Origin of the sequence: Mesorhizobium sp. M1273 (assembly GCF_040318195.1) — a bacterium.
In the GTDB taxonomy this organism is placed as follows: Bacteria; Pseudomonadota; Alphaproteobacteria; order Rhizobiales; family Rhizobiaceae; genus Mesorhizobium.
In genome coordinates this window covers 63,616-81,433 of the sequence record NZ_JAMYLV010000027.1, presented here as the reverse complement: position 1 = coordinate 81,433, position 17,818 = coordinate 63,616, and the positions used below count along the sequence as shown (strand labels likewise).

The window sequence follows — 17,818 nt, the reverse complement described above, 5'->3', positions numbered from 1 at the left end:
TGATGTTGATGATGCCCGGAGCTTGATGCTCTTTCGCGGCACTATCTTATGCCGTTGAAGGCGCTGAGCTTCTTGCTGGTTGGCCTTGGCTGGCAAGCCTCGAAAGGCTACCCGGCAGCATTGTTCTGTCCTTGCCGATCATCAGCACGCCGCTGTCGGGCGCCAACAGTGCCGAGAACGGCAGCATCGCCGCGCCGATCGGCGAAGCCTCGGGGCCGAATTGTCCCGAGACGATTTCCGGCGCCACGATGCCGATGGCGCTGATCCTGTTGAACTGCGTCTGCACCTTTGCCAGCAGCTCGAGATGAATCGGCCGCGGCAGGATGCTGTCGAGGACGATCGCCTCGATGTCGATGACGGAGGTGATGGCGATGATCGCCTCGACCAGCGCATTGGCACAATCGTCGATCCATTCGGACAGCGGCTCGCGCGCCCCCGGCGGCAAGGGATCGAGTTCGCGCACACGGTTGATCTCGATGCCGCGCGATTTGAGATGATTGACCAGCACATAGATCGAAGCGCGATGCAGCAGGCTCTGGTAGCGCGCCGGCTTGGCCGCCACCGAATCGAGGCTTGAAGGCGAGACCGGCAAAGGACCGAGCGCGGCGCTGTTGCCGTGCGGCCCGGTGTGGACCTTGCCGCCTTGCACCAGTCCGCCGCCGACAAAGGTGTCGATCGAGATATGCATGAAGTCGCGGAACCGCGCGCCGGTTCCCTGGATGAGCTCGGCGAGTGCGGCCGATGACGCGTCGTTTTCCACGAAGACCGGGGTCTTCGGCTTTGTGGCGAAAAATGTCGTCAGATCGATTGCTTCCCAGCGGCTGCCGAGGTCGTCGGGAAAGCCGAGTTCCTCGCTCCAGCCGCCGAGGAAATATGGCGAGGCGATGCCGACGCCGACGATGCTGGCATCGCCAAGCCCCTCGACCAGCTTGTCGAAATTGGCCAGCGACATGTTGCCGGCCTTGAGCACCATGTCGGGATCCGGAAAGCGATATTCGTGCGACTCGCGCGAGCGGACCTCGCCGGCAAAGTCGACGAGCACGGCTTCCAGCGCGCGCCGGCCGATCTTGATGCCGACGCTGTAGATACGCTCAGGTGCAAGTCGGTAGAGAGTGGACGGCGATCCGCGTTGCCCGAACCTTTTTCCCACTTGCTTTACGAATCCGGAAGATTCCAGCCCGTCGACAATGGTGGCGACCGCGGCCGGCGTCAGATTTGCGGCGCGCGCCAGATCGGACTTGGATGCCTCCTTCAGGCGGCGAATGGCATCAAGCACGAAGCGCTCGTTATAATGCCGAACCTTGACCGAATTGCTGCCTTTTCCGGACAAAACCGGCGCCTCCCCATTCATTCCCCCAGAGCCACTCCATCCGCTTGCAGCTTTGAGGCTGCCGCGGGGTCGAGCACGCCAATCGCACCCGTGCGCGACGCGACAGTGCCCTTCGCGGCCATGGAAGTCAATTTTCCAGTTGCGGCATTCGGCCATTTAATATAGCAAATTGAAAAAACAGGACCAGGGAGGAAAGGTGCTGCACTTGGGCGCATTAGGCGAAGCCGACGCCATGGTGAAGAGCGACGCGGCTGTCCCCGTTGCCCTGGTTCAGGCGACAAAAGCCTTCGGCGGCACGATCGCCCTCAAGGACGCGTCCTTCGAATTGCGCTCAGGCGAGGTGCTGGCTCTGCTTGGCGAAAACGGCGCCGGCAAGAGCACTTGCGTAAAGCTGCTGGCCGGCGTGTATCTCCCGACCGGCGGCCATGTCGAAGTCGATGGCAAGCCTGTGGTCTTCCATTCGCCGCACGACGCCCAGGCTGCCGGCATCTCGGTCATGCACCAGCACCCCGGTCTTTTCCCTGATCTTTCGGTGGCGGAGAACATCTATCTCGGCCATATGCCACGCGACCGCTTCGGCGGCATCGACAACGCCGCCATGCTTGCCGGCGCGCGCAGGGTGCTGGCGACAGTCGGCCTCGACGTGCCGGCCGAAACCCGGCTCGGAACGTTGCGCACCTCCGAACAGCAACTGGTCGAGATCGCCCGCGCCCTGTCGCTCGACGCGCGGGTGCTGATCATGGACGAGCCGACGGCCGCCCTGTCGCAGCGCGAGGTCGAGCGGCTGTTCACTGTCGTCGCCGACCTGCGGCTGCACGGCGTGGCGATGATGTTCGTCGGCCACCGCATGGACGAGATCTTCCGCATCGCCGACCGCATCGCGGTGCTGCGCGACGGGCGTCTCATTGGCGTCAAGCCGAAGGCCGAGCTTGGCCGCGCCGCTGCCATCGGCATGATGGTCGGCCGTGAGGTCACCGACCTCTATCCGCAACGAAGCCACGCCACCGGCGCACTGGTGCTGGAGGCGAGGGGGCTTTCGCACGCCGGTGGCTTTTCCAATATCGACCTCAAGCTCCATGCCGGCGAGGTGCTCGGGCTCGGCGGCCTGGTCGGCAGCGGGCGGACCGAGATCGCGCGCGTGCTGTTCGGAATCGACCAGCCCGATGCCGGCGAAATCCTGATCGACGGCGAAGCAGTGCGCTTCGCGTCGGCACGCGACGCCATGGATGCGCGTATCGCCTATGTCTCTGAAGACCGCATGGGCCAGAGCCTGGTGATGGATTTTTCCATCCTCGACAACGCGGTGCTGCCAGTCCTCGACAAGGCAGCCCGCTCCGGTTTCTACGGCACGAACCGCGCGATCAATCTGGTTTCGGACTGGCTGAAGCGCATGAAGCTTCGCTTTTCCGGCTACGCGCAGCCGGTAAAGGAACTGTCCGGCGGCAACCAGCAGAAGGTGGTGTTGGCCAAATGGCTGCGCACCGAACCGCGCGTCCTCATCCTCGACGAGCCGACGCAAGGCATCGACGTCGGCACCAAGGCGGAAGTGCATGCGATGGTCGCCGACCTTGCCGCCCAGGGCATGGCAATCATCCTGATCTCCTCCGAAATGCCCGAGCTCATCGGCATGTGCGACCGCATCATCGTCCTGCGCGAAGGCCATCGGACGGCCGAATTTGCCAGGGGCGAAGCCACTCAGGAAAAGGTGCTGGAAGCAGCGACCAAGGCCGGCGAAAGCGCCGATGCGGCGCAGGCCACCGGCGAGGAGAAGAGAAAAGGACCGCTCGACATACTGAAGCGGCGGGAGTTCGGTCTGCTCGCCGCGATGCTGGCGGTCGCCATCCCGGTCACCATCATCAACCCGCGCATGGTGAGCGCTGCAAACCTGACCGCCGTGTCGATGGATGCCGCCCTGCTCGTCGTTGCGGCACTCGCGCAGATGCTGGTGCTGATCACCCGCAACATCGACCTTTCGATCGCTGCGGTGATCGGCCTGTCGGCTTACATGGCGGCCAGCATGGTCCAGGCCTATCCAGGGCTCGACATCGGCATTGGCCTGATAACCGCATGCGCCGTCGGTGGCGTCGCCGGCCTGATCAACGGCCTCGTCGTCACCAGGGGAAAGATCCCGGCGATCGTCGTCACGCTGGCCTCAATGTCGATCTTCCGCGGCTTCAACTCGATCTGGGCAGCCGGTGACCAGATCAGCGCCGACGAAGTAACGCAAGCCTGGCTCGACATGACCGGCCTGAAGATCGCCGGCGTGCCGCTGATCGTCATCATCGCGATCGTTATCCTGTGCCTGGGCTACGTGCTGCTCTATCGTACGGCGATCGGGCGCGAACTGTTCGCCGCCGGCTCCAATCCCGACGGCGCGCGTCTTATCGGCATCCCCGTCGACCGCCGCATTCTGTTGGCCTTTGGCATGGCCGGCCTGCTCGGCGGCCTGTGCGGCGCGCTGTGGGCATCGCGCTACGCGACCATTGATGCACGCGTCGCGCTCGGCTTCGAACTCACCGTGATCGCGTCGGCGGTGGTCGGCGGCGTCGCCATCCGCGGTGGTTCGGGCACACTGCTCGGTATCATCCTCGGCGCGCTCACGCTGCTCGTCATCAAGAACGGGCTGACGCTGGTGCGCGTCGACCCGCTGTGGCTGCAGGGCGTCTACGGCCTCGTGATCCTGGTCGCCATCGGCATCGACACCTTCATCGTGCGGCGGGCCGAGCAGGCAAGACAGGCGAGGGCGCGGTGAAAAAGTTCCTCCGTTCGATCGACTTCTGGGATCTGCTGCTGGCGACCTCTTGCTTGGCCATCTTCCTCTATGCCGCGATCTTCGTGCCGAATTTCGTTTCCGGCTTCAATCTCTCGCAACTGGCCGCCAGCGCCTCGGAAAAGGCATTGCTGATCCTGCCGATGACGCTGCTCATCATCACCCGCGAGATCGACCTGTCGATCGCCTCGGTGCTGGCGCTGACGTCCGTCGTCTTTGGCTTGCTGGTCCAGGCCGGTGTGCCGACACTTGCCGCAATCCCGTTGACGCTCGTCATCGGCGGCCTGCTCGGCGCCTTCAACGGCTATCTGGTCTCGGGCCTCGGACTGCAGTCGTTGGTTGTGACGCTCGGCACCATGGCGCTCTATCGAGGCATTGGCTACATCCTGCTCGGCACCGGCTCGGTCAACATCCTGCCGCCCGCGGTCGTCGATTTCGGCATCAACAACCTGCCTGGCACCGAGATACCGTGGACCATCGTGCCCTTCCTGGTGCTGGCGCCGGTGTTTGCGGTCGTGCTGCAGAAGACGCCGACCGGCAAGCGCATCTACGCGCTCGGCGGCAGCCCCGAGGTGGCGCGCTATTCCGGCATAAACACGCGCCGGATGGTGCTGAACCTGTTCGTCGTCTCGGGCGTCGTCGCGGCGATGGCCGGCATCGTCTATACCGCGCGCCTTTCCAACGCCCGCGCCAACAATGCGCTCGGCATGGAGCTCGACGTCATCACCATCGTGCTGCTCGGCGGCATCAGCGTCTTTGGCGGCAAGGGCCGCCTGACCGGCGTCATGCTGGCACTGGTCCTGATCGCCATCATCCGCAACGTGCTGGCGCTGAACCAGATCGGTGGCGACGCGCAGGGCATGATCATCGGCCTGCTTCTGATCGGCTCGCTGCTGATCGGCAATTACTGGCGCTCCACACAGGAGATGCTCAGCAGATCCCGCGCAATGCGCGAGACAAAGGGGTGATCTCGGGCCCCTTCCTTCAAGCCCGAATTTTGACGGAGGAGTCACAATGAAAGCGTTTAGATTAGCCCTGCTCGCATCCGCGGTTCTGCTTGCGCAAAGCTCGCTGGCCTTCAGCCAGGAGTGCGCCAAGGAACCCGTAACGGTCGGTTTCCTGCCCAAGCTCGACACGGATCCCTACTTCAAAGTGGCCTTTGGAGGCGCACAAGAGGCAGCCAAGGAAATTGGCGGCACCGCTACCCAGGTCGCCCCATCGCAGGCGACCGCCGAGGCGCAGATCGAATTCATCAACAGCCTTGTCTCGCAGAAGGTCGGAGTCATCGCAATTGCCGGCAACGACGCCAACGCCGTCGCGCCTGCGCTGAAGCGCGCCGTTCAGCAGGGCGTCAGGGTGATTTCGTATGACTCCGATGTGGCCGCCGATGCGCGTGCGGTGTTCGTCAATCAGGTGAAGGGCGACAGCCTCGCCGAGATGATGCTCGAAAGTGCATTCGCCCTCAGCGGCGGTGAAGGCGAATTCGCGATCCTGTCGTCGACCCCGACGGCGACCAACCAGAATGCCTGGATCGACTTCATGAAGGCGAAAATGGCGGCCGAGCCGAAGTTCTCCAAAATGAAGCTGGTGCAGGTGGCCTATGGCGAAGAAAGCGAACAGATCAACCAGCAGCAGGCATTGGCGCTGGTGCAGGCGTTTCCCGATCTCAAGGTGATCATCGTCCCGGCAGGCATCGGCCTTCCGGCGGCCGCGCGTGCACTCGAGGAAGCGGGCATGATCGGCAAGGTCAAGCTGACCGGCCTCGCGCCGGCCACTCTGATCTCGAAATACATCAAGGACGAAGCGGCTCAGGATATCTGGTGGAACGTCACCGATCTTGGCTATCTTACTTATCAGACGGCCCAGGCGTTTGCGCAATGCAAGATCACCGGCAAGGAGGGTGAGAAGTTCACGGCAGGCAGGCTCGGCGAATACACGATTGGCGCCGGCGGCGAACTGATCCTTGGTCCGGCCAAGATCGTAACTCCCGAAAATCTGGCCGAATTCAAATTCTGATCCTGTAGGGCTTGAACTCAAGGGGGCGCCGGTCCATCCGGCGCCCTTCCTAAAAACCTCTCGAATGAAACAGTGCGGGGCGGCAATGAAGATATTGCTTGCAGGCGAAACCTTTGCAGCGACGACCTCGGTTGCCATCGGCAGCGACGTGCTTACAAGTGCGACCTCGACAAATGGCGCGACGGCCTTCAATGCCGCGCTGACCACTGAAGGCATCGCGGTCACGCAGATCGGCGGCGAGCGTTGCAGCGCGGAGTTTCCCTATGACCTCGATGGGCTCGCCCAATATCAGGCGGTGGTGATCTCCGATGTCGGCGCCCTGACATTGCTGGTGACGCCGGATGCCCGCACCGGGCGTGTCGGCGTCAACCGCCTCGATGTGCTCAAGGCCTATGTCGAAGGTGGCGGCGGGCTGATGCTGGCCGGCGGTTACATGGGCTTTCAGGGCATGTTCGGGACGGCGCGTTTCCACGACACCCCGGTCGAGGACGTTCTGCCGGTCCGTTGCCTACCCTACTGCGACGGCATGGAGGTGCCGCAAGGCCTGCAGGCCTCGATCCTGCAGTCGTCACATCCGATTTTTTCCGGGGTGGAGGGGCCTTTGCCGCCGATTCTCGGCATGAACAAGCTGGAATTCAGGCGCGACGGTTCGTCCCGGCTTCTGGCGACCTGCCACCATCGCGGCACCGACTGGCCGCTCCTTGCCGTCGGTAGCCATGGCCGCGGCCGCACGATTGCCTGGGCAACCGATATCGGCCCGCATTGGCTCTCGCAGAATTTCCTCGCGTGGCCGTTCTACGGAAGACTGATGGCGAATATCGTCCGTTGGCTTGCCGGCAATGAATGAGGAAGCCGGACACTAGGTTTGACCCAGTGCGGTTGTCCTGGCGCGGCCGATGCCGCGCGAGGCGCCGGTGACCACCACCACCTCGTCGGCTAGGTCGAATTTCGGCGTGAACTCATTCGCCATGCAATTCCACCTTGTTCTTCAAATCGGACCGGCTGCCATGTCGAACCGAATAGGCTCGCGTGAATTCGGCGCCCAGCAGAAATATCTCCGCTGAATAATAGACCCATAACAGCACGACGAGCAGGGCGCCGGCCGCGCCGTATGATGATGAGATGGCGCTGGTTCCGATATACCAGCCAATCAGCGACTTGCCGATGGTGAACAGAAACCCGGTGACCGCGGCGCCGATGCCGACATCGCGCCATTGCAGGCTGCGGTCCGGCAGCACCTTGTAGATTGCGGCAAACAGCAGTGTGATCAGGGCAAACGAGACGATCCCGTTGATGGCGCTCAGGATGATGGTGCCGAACGGCAGGTCGGCGATGATGACCTCTCCGAGCGCCGAAATTGCAGCGCTTACGACCAGCGACACCAGCAGCAGGAAACCAAGCGCGGCGACCAGGCCCAGGCTTGCAATGCGTGCCCGCACCATTCGTGAAATCGTTGCCCCGCTCGGTTTGACTTTCCAGATTTCGTTCAGCGCCAGCTGCATTTCGCCGAACACGCCGGATGCGGCGACGAACAGCGTGACCAGCCCCAGAATGCTGGCAAGGGTTCCCGCTTCCTTCTGCGAGGCGTTCTCGATCGTCGCCTGCAGCAGCTCGGCACTTTGCGGCCCCATCAGGCCAGCGATCTGTGCCGAAAGGGCGAGTTGCGCCGCCTCGTGCCCGAAGGCCATGCCGGCAATTGCGACAACGATGAGCAGGATCGGCGCAAGCGAGGTCGTGGCATAAAACGCTATCGCCGCCCCATGGCTCAGCGCATTGTCGTCGATGAAGCCGATGACGCTCTGCTTGAGGAGCCTCCAGCCCTCTGCTGCCAAATTCCACATGTAGGCCTCGCATGCCTGTCAACAAACAAGTAGCGGCCGCGCAGCGCTGGGCGAGGGGCGAGAGGCCGGCGGGACAGGAGGGGGCGCGGAGCAGCATGACATTCCTGCCTCCCTTCCCCACGACAAGAACACCTCTTGCCCGAACACTTGCCACGCGCCGGCCATCATGATGCCATGCCGTTGCGGAAGATGGCGCGCTGGGTTTGGGGTGGGACGACGATGATGTTTTCAGGGGCAACAGGGCGCATAGGCGTGGCGTTTGCCGCGCTGCTTGCACTTTTGTGCCCGCTGGTTCCTGCGCGGGCTGAAGAGCCGAAGGCGCTTAAGGGCGTCGCGCTCGTCATCGGGCAGTCCGATTATGAGCATGTCGGCAAGCTGCCCAATCCGGAAAACGACGCCCGCGCCATCGAGGATATGTTCGACAGGCTCGGCTTCGAAACCGATGTCGCGACCAATCGCGACGCGCGCAAATTGCGACGCGACCTCGAAGGCTTCGTCGACGATGCCGAGGGTGCCGACGTCGCCATTATCTACTATTCCGGCCACGGCATCGAAGCCGGCGGCGAGAATTTCCTGGTGCCGGTCGATACCGACATTACAGCGCTCGACGATGCCGGCGAGAAGCTGGTGCCGCTGTCATCGATCGTGGCCGAGCTGAAGGCCAAGGTGCCGGTCACCATCGTGCTGCTCGATGCCTGCCGCAACGATCCGTTTCCACCGGGCACGCTGCTCAAACTGACGCCGGGCGAAGCGGGCAAGCCGATCGGCGCCGGCGGCCTTGGCGAAACCCGCAGCGTCGTGGCGCTGAACGGCAGAGCGCCGGCCAAGGGTTCGGCGGATGACAGCCTGGGCCAGGTCATCGGCTTTGCCGCCGAGCCCGGCAAGGTGGCGCTCGACGGTCCCGCAGACGGCAACAGCCCCTATGCGGCAGCCATATTGCGTCACATCGACATGATGGGCGGCGAGGAATTCGGCACCGTGCTGCGCATGGTCGGCGAGGAGGTCTATCTCAAGACCGGCGGCCGGCAGCGGCCGTGGGTCAATGAGAGCCTGCGCCGGTTGCTTTATTTCGGTACGCCCGCCGAGGTGCCGAAAGGCGAGGAGAGCGAGATCCTCTCAGAGCGCCGCCGGCTGCTGGTGACAATCTCGACGCTGCCCGACCCGCAACGCCGCCAGATCGAGACGATCGCCCGCGACGGCGGCGTACCGATGGATGCGCTCTATGCCATGCTGAAGACGCTGGGCACCGAGAAACCCAGGGATGCGGCCGAGCTCGACAAATTGCTGCGCGGCCAGACCGAGCGGTTGAAACAGGTACTAGCTGAGCAGGCGACGCTGAAGAGCCAGGATCCGGAAATCGTGCGGCTTTCAAGACTGGCCGAGCAGGCGGTGCAAGAAGGCGCACTCGAAGCAGCGCAGAAAATCCATGAACAGGCCAAGGCCCGCGTTGGCGAACTGTCGAAGACCGTCGACCAGGCCGAAGCCGACCTCAAGGCGCGTCGGTTCGAGTTTGCCGAGGTTTTCGGCGACAGCGCCAAAACCTACGAAATTTCGTTCAGCTATCAGGCGGCAGCGCAGGACTATGCCAAGGCCTATGAGCAGGTCGAGAAATGGGACGACCATCAAGCCTGGTTCTACAAGGCAGCCGAGGCCCAGGCGCTCTCCGCGCACGGTTCTTTCTCTGGCGACAATGCCTTTCTGGTGCAGGCGGTCGCTGCCTATGAAATAGCGCTGACCTATGTGTCGCGCGAAAACAGCCCGCGGCAATGGGCTGCCACGCAAAACAATCTCGCCACCACGCTGTCGACGCTGGGCGAACGCGAGGCCGGTCGCGAAAACCTCGACAAGGCGGCTTCCGCCTTCGACCAGGCGCTGACCGTCTACACACGCGACGCCGATCCGGACGACTGGGCCTCGACGCTTGGCAATCTCGGCACCGTCTACTGGCGGCTCGGCCAGCGCGAGAATGGTATCGCGCTGCTCGACAAGGCCGTCGCCTGCTTCCGCGCGGCGCTCGCGGTGCAAGCGGCGAAAAAAATGCCGATCGAGTGGGCGGCGACTGAGAATAATCTCGGCATCGTGCTGTCCGAGATCGGCGAGCGCCAGGCCACGACCGACAGTTTCCGCGCTTCGATCGAAGCGCATCGCGCCGCGCTGACCGAATACCGCAGGGAGCGCGTCCCGCTCGACTGGGCGTTGAACCAGGTCAATCTCGGCGCGGCCTTGTTTCGCCTTGGCGAGCGTGAAAAAGACGTGCCGACGCTTGAGCAGGCGGTGGCCGCCTATCAGGCTGCGACCGAGGAGATGACGCGCGAGCGCGCCCCGGCGCAATGGGCGACGATCCAGAATAATTTGAGCTCGGCGCTGGAATCGATCGGCCAGATCAATGGCGACATCGCCACGCTTCAGCATGCTCGGGAGGCCGCAGAGGCCGCACTGACGGTCTGGACGCGCGAGCATGCGCCGGCGAGCTGGGCGAACGGCCAGTTGACGCTTGGCAATGCCTTGCAGCGCCTTGGCGCCAGGCAGGAAGGCAACGACGCGCTGCTTGAGGCGATCGCTGCCTATGAGGCCGCACTTTCTGAATATCCGCGCGAAAAGCTGCCGCTCGACTGGGCTTCGTTGAAGCAGAATCTAGGCTCGGTCTATGCGACGCTTGGCGATCGGGACACCGGCATCGACTATCTCCGGGAGTCGGCGTCCGCCTATCGCGAGGCCTCGCAGATCTATACCGCCGGCGCTGCTCCAATCGAGTTTGCTTCGATCGAGCACAGTCTCGGCAACGCTTTGGCGACCTGGGGCGACCGCGCCAGCGACAAAGCGGTGCTGGAACAAGCGGTCGCCGCCTATGGTGCAGCGCTCACCGTGCGAAGCAAGGACAGCGCCCCGAAGGACTGGGCGAAGACGCAGTACCGGCTGGGTGCAGCACTTTCCATGCTCGGCAAGGCCAATGGCGGTCCGGACGAGGCGCTCCAGCGCTCGGCGGCGGCCTATCGTGCAGCGCTCGAGGTGCAGAGCCGTGACAGCGATCCTGACGCCTGGGCGGCAACGCAATGGGGCCTGGGCCACGTGCTCCTGGTGTTGGGCGACCGCACGCAGGACGGCGAACCGTTCCGCCAGTCGGCGACGGCGCTAGAAGCGGCGCTGCCCTTCTACGACCTCGCCACGGTGCCGGAAGATCACGCCCAGCTGCAGAACGAACTCGGCACTGCCTATTACTACCTTGCCGGCAGCGCCAATGACCCATCGCTCTACCAGAAGGCGGCGGCCGCGCATGAAAAGGCACTGGCCGTCTATGCCACGTTGCCCGACCGCTCGCTCTGGGCCTCGGTCGAAGGCGACCTTGGCAATGCCCGCATGATGCAGGCAAACGCCAGCTCCGATCCGGACGCCATGGCCAAGTCTGTCCAGGCCTACGAGGCGGCACTGACGGTGATGAGCCGCGACAGGGATGCCGACGAATGGCTGCGCAACCAGGCAAACCTGGCCAGCGCGCTTTCGACGCTGGGCTACTGGCGCGGTGACGTCGCCCTGCTGAAGCGCTCGGCCGGCATCTATCGCTCGATCCAGAGCGTGCGCACGCGCGACCGCGCCCCCGAACCCTGGGCCAGCACGCAGGCAAGCCTGGCCAATGTGCTTGGCATGATCGGCGCGAAAGAGCCTTCGCCGGCTTTGTTCGCCGAGGTGGTCGCCGTCAACCGGGCGCTCGCAGACGAGGTCGGTCGCGACCGCGACCCCGACCGCTGGGCGAGCCTGCAAAACGAGATCGGCTATCAGCTGACGCTCGCCGGCCGCGCCGAAAACAACGTCGCCAAATTCGAGGAGGCAGTGCCGATCCTGCGCGAGGCGATCGCTGTGCAGAAGAAGATCGGTTCGGTGCCGGGCGTCGCCTTCACCGAGGACAGCCTGTGCGATGTGCTTACCGATCTGGGTGCTGCCCGCAAGCAGAAGGCAATGGTCGAGGAAGCGATAGGCGCCTGCGAGCATGCGCTCGTCATCTTCAGTGAGCGCAAGATGGACGACCTTGCCGCCGGCTCCGCCAAGAACCTTGCCGAGGCAAAAGCCTTGCTGGCCGAATTGCAATAGCGCACAGGAAAAGGTGGCCGCGGCCGGTTTCGATTGGCAATGGGTTGCCGTTCCCTGCTATTCCCGCTTCATAATGCATGTCGCCCAAAAGTGTGCCGCGGTTTTGGGACAACGACATGCATAAAAACAAAGACTTAAAGCAGTGGACGTTCCAGTATGACCAATGTCGCCTTGACCGGGCTTGCCCGCGATCTTGCCAAGCGCGCCGCGGAAGGCCGCCCGGTGCGCATCGGCGTTATCGGTTCGGGCGAGATGGGCACCGACCTGGTGACGCAAGGCATGCTGATGCCGGGCATTTCGGTTTGCGCGATCTCGACGCGCCGCCCGCATACGGCGCGTGACGCCATCCGCATTGCTTATGGCGATCAGGCGATGGCAGCCGAAGCGGACAGCGCTTCGAAGGTCAGCCAGGCGATCGAAAGCGGCAAGATCGCCGTCACCTCGAACGAAATGCTGGTCACCAATCCGCTTATCGATGTCGTCATCGATGCCACCGGCAAGCCCGGGGTCGCCGCCGATTTCGACCTGATGGCGATGCAGCACGGCAAGCACCTAGTGATGATGAATGTCGAGGCCGACGTTACCATCGGCTGCTATCTGAAGCAGCAGGCCGACCGGCTCGGCGTCGTCTATTCGGTCGGCGCCGGCGACGAGCCGTCGAGCTGCATGGAGCTGATCGAGTTCGCCTCGGCGCTCGGCTACACCATCGTCTCCGCCGGCAAGGGCAAAAACAACCCTCTCAACCACGACGCCGTTCCCGACGACTACCGCGAGGAGGCGCTGCGCCGCAACATGAATCCGCGCATGCTGGTCGAGTTCGTCGACGGCTCGAAAACCATGGTCGAGATGTGCGCCATTGCCAACGCCACCGGGCTGGTGCCCGACGTTCCCGGCATGCACGGCCCCAAGGCCGATCGCGACGAGCTGGTCAAGGTGCTGATCCCGCGCGAGCAGGGCGGCATTCTGTCGAAGAAGGGCGTCGTCGACTACACCGTCGGCAAGGGCGTGGCGCCCGGTGTCTTCGTCATCGTCGAGGCGACGCATCCGCGCATCATCGAGCGCATGGACGATCTGCATATCGGCCACGGTCCCTATTACAGCTTCTTCAGGCCCTACCATCTGACCTCGCTGGAAGTGCCGCTGACGGCCGCTCGCATCGCGCTTTACGGCAAGCCCGACATGGTGCCGCTGCCGCGGCCGGTGGCCGAGGTCTGCGCGGTGGCCAAGCGGGATCTGGCGGCAGGCGAGGTTTTCGATGCGATCGGCGAGACCTGCTACCGCTCCTGGACCATGACCGTCGAACAGGCCCGCGCCCATCGCGCCGTGCCGGTCGGTCTGCTCGAAGGCGGCAAGGTGCTGAAACCGGTGAGGAAAGGCGAATTGCTCGCCGCCGACAATGCCGCGCCCGACCCGACGACCGGGCTGTTCGCCTTGCGCCGGCTGCAGGACGAGATGCTGTATGGGAATCTTGGTGATGGCTGAGGTCCGTGAATCCGAGTTGAAGCGGGAAAATGGACGCCTTTCTCTGGCAGAGCGGCTCGCGGCCATTGTCGATGATCTCAAAGCCAAAGCCGGCAAAGACGGGCGGCCCGTGAACAAGGACGAGATCGACGACTTGTGGGGACATCGCTGATATCTGTCGACATTCTAGGCTATCGCGATTTTGATGTCGGCAGGACAGTGGAGGGCGCGAAGGAACGCCGCGTAACGGCTTTCTACCGGTAGCTAATGCCGAAAGGAACGATCGATCGTCACCGCCGACCGGCTCCCCCAGAAGCCCTACCTCCCCAGCTCGATAGACCGCAGCCGCGCCGCTTCCACCGCCTCGGTGAGCAGGCGCGTCAGCCGGTCCTCGCCCATCAGTACTGCAAGGGCCGCAGCCGTAGTGCCGTTGGGGCTGGTCACCTGCTGTCTGAGCACGCCCGGCTCCTCGCCGCTTTCGGCGGCCAGCGAGGCGGCGCCGTAGACCGTCTGCATTGCCAAGAGCTTGGCAGTCCCGGTCGGCAGGCCGGCTTTCTCGGCGGCCACGGTCAGCGCTTCGATGAAATGGAAGATATAGGCCGGCCCCGACCCGGAAACCGCCGTCACCGCGTCCATCAGGCCCTCGTCGTCAATATCGGCCACTTGCCCGCTCGCCGAAAGCAGGTCGGCGACGAAGCGTTTGGTTTCGTCGGAAACCAGCCTGTTGGAAAACACCACCATCATGCCCTTGCCGATCGCCGCCGGCGTGTTGGGCATGCAGCGCACGATCGGCGCGCGGTCGCCGAGAATACCTTCAAACGTGGCCACCGGCGTTCCGGCGGCGATGCTGAGGAAGGTGGTCCGGCCATCGTTGAAGCGGATGTAGCCAGCCGTGACGTCGCGGATCACCTGTGGCTTGACCGCAAGGACGACGAGGGCCGGCACGGCGTCCGCCGGTATGGCGCCAGCATCCGCGCCGGCAGCGCAGCCCAGTGCTTCGGCACGCTTGCGCAACTCGGCATTGGGCTCGACCACGAACACCGCAGCCGGAGCGAGCTTGCCGGCTTTCAGCCAGCCCGAGAGCATGGCGTAGCCCATATTGCCGCAACCGGCGAGAACAAGCCTGATCGTCATCGAAAGCCTCCCATAGAGATGGCTTCCCCATAGACGTTCGCGGCAGGACGGGGAAGCCCTGTTGGGACCGTGATCAGGCGGAAACCCCGACCTTGCGGTTGGGATGCGCATGTAGTCGCGCAGTCGCGCGGCGACCAAATTAACCTTTTATTTCCTATGCCTGTTTAGCATCGCTTAAGCAGTGGCGGTCGCTACGTCCCAGCCCGAGGGGAAGGCTCCAGAAACCATGGCTTATAGGAAAAATCGTGAACACTGGAGGAACGAGCAGTCCTTGCTGTCGCTCGTCGAGGCGGTGCGCGGCGAGGACGAAGCATCGCTGGTTTCGCTAGAAGACCGCGCAGGCCCGTCATGGCGCGAGGATGCCGCCACACGCCATCGTCTTGCCCGCTCGCGCCGCGAAGCGCGTGCCAGTCCGATCCTGTTGGCAGCCGCCGGCATAAGCCAGCCCGATCCTGATGAGCCAAAGGCCGGCACCATACTGATGGAAGAGGCTGCAGCTGCCGATGGGTTTTTCGGCCCCGCTGGCTCCCTTGGCGGCCCCGATGCCGGTTCCGCCGATCACGCAGCATACCGGGCAGCGCCGCCTCCCGCTCAGCCGGTCGAGGTCGCGCGTACCAAACGTCCTGGTCCGATCGGTGCCGTGTTGTCGGCGCTGAGCCGGCTCATGCCTGGCAGAGCGCCGGAGGAGATGGCGTCCGGTGAGACTTCCGCCGCGACAAATTCCATCGCAGCGATGCCGCCCGCCTTCCCTCCGCAGCCGCTCTATGCCGGTCTGGCACCTTATCCGCAGCAACCCGCGCCGCCGCATCCGACCTATACTCAGGCCCGGTCGAGGAAGGCAAATCAGGCCTCGGAAGCCGCCGATCAGCAAAGCCAGATCGAGGAAATCCGCGCCAGCCTGCGCGAATTCCGGGAGGCGGTTCGCGAGCTCACCGAAAACCGCACGCATCGCCGCTATTTCTGAGCGTCGAATAAAACATGCCGGTTTCGAGTTAACGGCATGCGACGGCGCATTGACGGGATTGCCCGGCTCGATTTTCGTGAAAATGCCGCGCTGCATGTCCGCCCGCAGCGCATGGTTCTGGGCAACGGCCTGCATAAAAGATATCTGGAGCGCGCCGCATGGATGTTTTAACGCGGCAGGCTTACGCGATAGGCGTCGAGGGTGGTTCATGGCTGAGTTGATTGACGGAAAAAGCGTCGCCGAAGACGTGGTGCGGCGGGTCAAGGCCCTGACCGCCGAACTGGCGGAAAAGGGCGGACGGCAGCCCGGTCTCGCCGTGGTCATCGTCGGCGAGGATCCGGCGAGCCAGGTCTATGTCGCCTCCAAATCCCGCACCGCCAAGGAATGCGGCTTCCATTCGGTTCAGCACACGCTGCCGGCCGAAACCTCCGAGCCGGACCTGTTGAAGATCATCGGCCAGCTCAACGCCGATCCGGCCATCAACGGCATCCTCGTGCAGCTTCCGCTTCCCGGCCATATCGATTCCGGCAAGATCATCCAGACCATCGCGCCTGAGAAGGATGTCGACGGCTTCCACTTCATCAATGTCGGCAAGCTCGGCACCGGCGAGCTCGAGACCGCCTTCGTGCCTTGCACGCCGGCCGGCTCGATGCTGCTGATCGAACGGGTGCGCGGCAAGGACCTGTCCGGTCTCAATGCGGTCGTCGTCGGGCGTTCGAACATCGTCGGCAAACCGATGGCCAATCTTCTGCTTGCCGCCAACTGCACCGTCACCATCGCACACAGCCGGACCAGGGACCTGCCGGCGCTTGCCCGCACCGCCGATATTCTGGTCGCCGCCGTCGGCCGGTCTGAAATGGTCCGCGGCGACTGGGTCAAGCCTGGCGCCACCGTCATCGATGTCGGCATCAACCGCGTCGCCGCACCTGAAAAGGGCGAAGGCAAGACGCGCCTCGTCGGCGACGTCGCCTTTGCCGAAGCAGCGAAGGCGGCCGGCGCCATCACGCCGGTGCCTGGCGGCGTCGGGCCGATGACCATTGCCATGCTGATGGCCAACACGCTAGCTTCCGCCTATCTCGCAGCCGGATTGAAACGGCCTTCCTTCTGACCAGAAAGCAGCGTCCTTGCCGAACCTCACTGTTCCCTTAGAACGGCCGGTCACCAATGATCCCGTTCAGGGCGGGCGGCAGTTCGGGTTTCTGTTGGTCGACAAGTTCTCCATGTTCTCGCTGGCCGCGGCAATCGACACGTTCCGGTCGGCGAACCGGCTGCTCGGCCGCGATTTCTATGGCTGGACTACGGTGTCGGCCGACGGCGACGCCGTCATGGCGTCCAACGGCCTGCCGCTCAAGATCGACTACGCGGTTGCCGATCTGCCGCCGGTCGATATCCTGTTCGTCTCGGTCGGGCTGACGACGGAATTTCCCGGCAAGAGCAAGGTGCTGGCAGCGCTGCGCAGCTGGGGCCGGCGCGGCAATGCGCTCGGCGCGCTTTCGGTCGGCTCCTATCTGCTCGCCGAAGCAGGCCAGCTCGATGGCTATCGCTGCACCATCCATTGGGAAAACCGCGCCGGCTTCCTCGAACGCTTTCCGGACATCAACTGCACCGGCAACGTCTTCGAGATCGACCGCAAGCGCTACACCTGCGCCGGCGGCACCACATCGATCGACCTGATGCTGGAGATCGTGCGCGGTGATTTCGGCTCGAGCCTCGCCAATGGCGTCGCCAACCAGTTCCAGCATGAGCGCATCCGCTCGGCCGGGGACCGCCAGCGCGTCGGGCCGGAACGCGACCTGACCGGCAAGTCGGAGAAGCTGCGCCGCATCGTCGAGCTGATGGCCGACCATCTCGACGAGCCGCTGTCGGCGGTGCAGCTTGCCAAGTCGGCGGGCCTGTCGGTGCGCCAGGTCGAGCGCCTGTTCCTGCGCCATCTCAGTGTGACGCCCGGGCGCTATTATATGCGGCTCAGGCTCGAGCGGGCGCGCGAATTGCTGCGCCAGACCAACATGCCGATCCTCGACGTGGCAATCGCCACCGGCTTCACCTCGCATTCCTATTTTGCCCAGAGCTACCGGCTGCAATTCGGCCGGCCGCCTTCCGAGGAACGCCGCACGACCTATTGACGGTTTTGCACGGAGGCGACGCAGCTTCGTGCTCCACCCGGGCTTGTGTCGCAACGCAGCGTCAAATAGCTTTCCGGCGCCGAGCGGCGGCGA

The 17,818-nt window shown here is 63.9% G+C and carries 14 protein-coding genes; 11 read left to right on the top strand and 3 right to left on the bottom strand.

What is annotated here, in order from left to right; translation table 11 throughout:
* Positions 1-46: 46 nt before the first annotated feature.
* Positions 47-1,330, bottom strand: a complete 1,284-nt coding sequence (locus NKH30_RS24210) for an ROK family transcriptional regulator (RefSeq protein ID WP_023677417.1) — start codon at positions 1,328-1,330, stop codon at positions 47-49.
* Positions 1,331-1,526: 196 nt separating this feature from the next.
* Here NKH30_RS24210 and NKH30_RS24205 point away from each other — a divergent pair, with 196 nt between their 5' ends.
* From NKH30_RS24205 to NKH30_RS24190, 4 genes are all read left to right on the top strand, one after another.
* Positions 1,527-4,082, top strand: coding sequence for an ATP-binding cassette domain-containing protein (locus NKH30_RS24205; protein WP_352819595.1), 2,556 nt, complete (start codon positions 1,527-1,529; stop codon positions 4,080-4,082).
* On the top strand, positions 4,079-5,068 hold the full coding sequence (locus tag NKH30_RS24200; RefSeq protein WP_352503590.1) for an ABC transporter permease: 990 nt from the start codon (positions 4,079-4,081) through the stop codon (positions 5,066-5,068). Before NKH30_RS24205 ends, NKH30_RS24200 begins: the two co-directional genes overlap by 4 nt.
* A gap of 46 nt (positions 5,069-5,114) precedes the next feature.
* Complete coding sequence (locus tag NKH30_RS24195; protein WP_352686514.1) at positions 5,115-6,116, top strand: rhamnose ABC transporter substrate-binding protein; 1,002 nt, start codon at positions 5,115-5,117, stop codon at positions 6,114-6,116.
* An 85-nt stretch (positions 6,117-6,201) separates the two neighbouring features.
* Positions 6,202-6,963 carry a glutamine amidotransferase gene (locus tag NKH30_RS24190; protein WP_352819597.1) on the top strand — a complete coding sequence of 254 codons (762 nt, stop codon included), beginning with the start codon at positions 6,202-6,204 and terminating at the stop codon, positions 6,961-6,963.
* Between the two features lie 112 nt (positions 6,964-7,075).
* Here the strand turns inward: NKH30_RS24190 and NKH30_RS24185 are convergent, their stop codons facing one another.
* A complete protein-coding gene (locus NKH30_RS24185; RefSeq protein WP_352819599.1) occupies positions 7,076-7,957 on the bottom strand; it encodes a YihY/virulence factor BrkB family protein in 882 nt (293 codons plus the stop codon).
* A 135-nt stretch (positions 7,958-8,092) separates the two neighbouring features.
* Here NKH30_RS24185 and NKH30_RS24180 point away from each other — a divergent pair, with 135 nt between their 5' ends.
* From NKH30_RS24180 to NKH30_RS24170, 3 genes are all read left to right on the top strand, one after another.
* Entirely contained in the window at positions 8,093-12,043 is a 3,951-nt protein-coding gene (locus tag NKH30_RS24180; RefSeq protein ID WP_352997355.1) for a caspase family protein, read from the top strand.
* 156 nt (positions 12,044-12,199) lie between these two features.
* Positions 12,200-13,525: an NAD(P)H-dependent oxidoreductase gene (locus NKH30_RS24175; protein WP_352819603.1), complete on the top strand. Its 1,326-nt coding sequence runs from the start codon at positions 12,200-12,202 to the stop codon at positions 13,523-13,525.
* Positions 13,518-13,676: a hypothetical protein gene (locus NKH30_RS24170; protein WP_352472725.1), complete on the top strand. Its 159-nt coding sequence runs from the start codon at positions 13,518-13,520 to the stop codon at positions 13,674-13,676. Before NKH30_RS24175 ends, NKH30_RS24170 begins: the two co-directional genes overlap by 8 nt.
* A 146-nt stretch (positions 13,677-13,822) precedes the next feature.
* On the opposite strand, the gene proC is transcribed toward NKH30_RS24170, so the two are convergent.
* Entirely contained in the window at positions 13,823-14,638 is an 816-nt protein-coding gene (proC, locus tag NKH30_RS24165; protein ID WP_352822945.1) for a pyrroline-5-carboxylate reductase, read from the bottom strand.
* 226 nt (positions 14,639-14,864) lie between these two features.
* Here proC and NKH30_RS24160 point away from each other — a divergent pair, with 226 nt between their 5' ends.
* From NKH30_RS24160 to NKH30_RS24145, 4 genes are read left to right on the top strand one after another with little or no spacing between them, the layout of a single operon-like run.
* Positions 14,865-15,602 (top strand): hypothetical protein, encoded by a 738-nt coding sequence (locus NKH30_RS24160; protein ID WP_352819606.1) that lies wholly within the window; start codon positions 14,865-14,867, stop codon positions 15,600-15,602.
* Positions 15,603-15,638: 36 nt separating this feature from the next.
* Complete coding sequence (locus NKH30_RS24155) at positions 15,639-15,773, top strand: hypothetical protein (protein ID WP_352768092.1); 135 nt, start codon at positions 15,639-15,641, stop codon at positions 15,771-15,773.
* Between the two features lie 37 nt (positions 15,774-15,810).
* On the top strand, positions 15,811-16,710 hold the full coding sequence (gene folD, locus NKH30_RS24150) for a bifunctional methylenetetrahydrofolate dehydrogenase/methenyltetrahydrofolate cyclohydrolase FolD (RefSeq protein WP_023677432.1): 900 nt from the start codon (positions 15,811-15,813) through the stop codon (positions 16,708-16,710).
* A gap of 16 nt (positions 16,711-16,726) precedes the next feature.
* A complete protein-coding gene (locus tag NKH30_RS24145) occupies positions 16,727-17,725 on the top strand; it encodes a GlxA family transcriptional regulator (RefSeq protein ID WP_254820541.1) in 999 nt (332 codons plus the stop codon).
* The last annotated feature ends 93 nt before the right edge of the window (positions 17,726-17,818 follow it).

Excerpts from the sequence above, each read along its gene's own strand:
- proC (WP_352822945.1), bottom strand. The coding sequence starts at position 14,638 with ATGACGATCAGGCTTGTTCTCGCCGGTTGCGGCAATATGGGCTACGCC.
- NKH30_RS24175 (WP_352819603.1), top strand. The coding sequence starts at position 12,200 with ATGACCAATGTCGCCTTGACCGGGCTTGCCCGCGATCTTGCCAAGCGC.
- NKH30_RS24155 (WP_352768092.1), top strand. The coding sequence starts at position 15,639 with ATGCGACGGCGCATTGACGGGATTGCCCGGCTCGATTTTCGTGAAAAT.
- NKH30_RS24190 (WP_352819597.1), top strand. The coding sequence starts at position 6,202 with ATGAAGATATTGCTTGCAGGCGAAACCTTTGCAGCGACGACCTCGGTT.
- NKH30_RS24170 (WP_352472725.1), top strand. The coding sequence starts at position 13,518 with ATGGCTGAGGTCCGTGAATCCGAGTTGAAGCGGGAAAATGGACGCCTT.
- folD (WP_023677432.1), top strand. The coding sequence starts at position 15,811 with ATGGCTGAGTTGATTGACGGAAAAAGCGTCGCCGAAGACGTGGTGCGG.
- NKH30_RS24160 (WP_352819606.1), top strand. The coding sequence starts at position 14,865 with ATGGCTTATAGGAAAAATCGTGAACACTGGAGGAACGAGCAGTCCTTG.
- NKH30_RS24185 (WP_352819599.1), bottom strand. The coding sequence starts at position 7,957 with ATGTGGAATTTGGCAGCAGAGGGCTGGAGGCTCCTCAAGCAGAGCGTC.
- NKH30_RS24195 (WP_352686514.1), top strand. The coding sequence starts at position 5,115 with ATGAAAGCGTTTAGATTAGCCCTGCTCGCATCCGCGGTTCTGCTTGCG.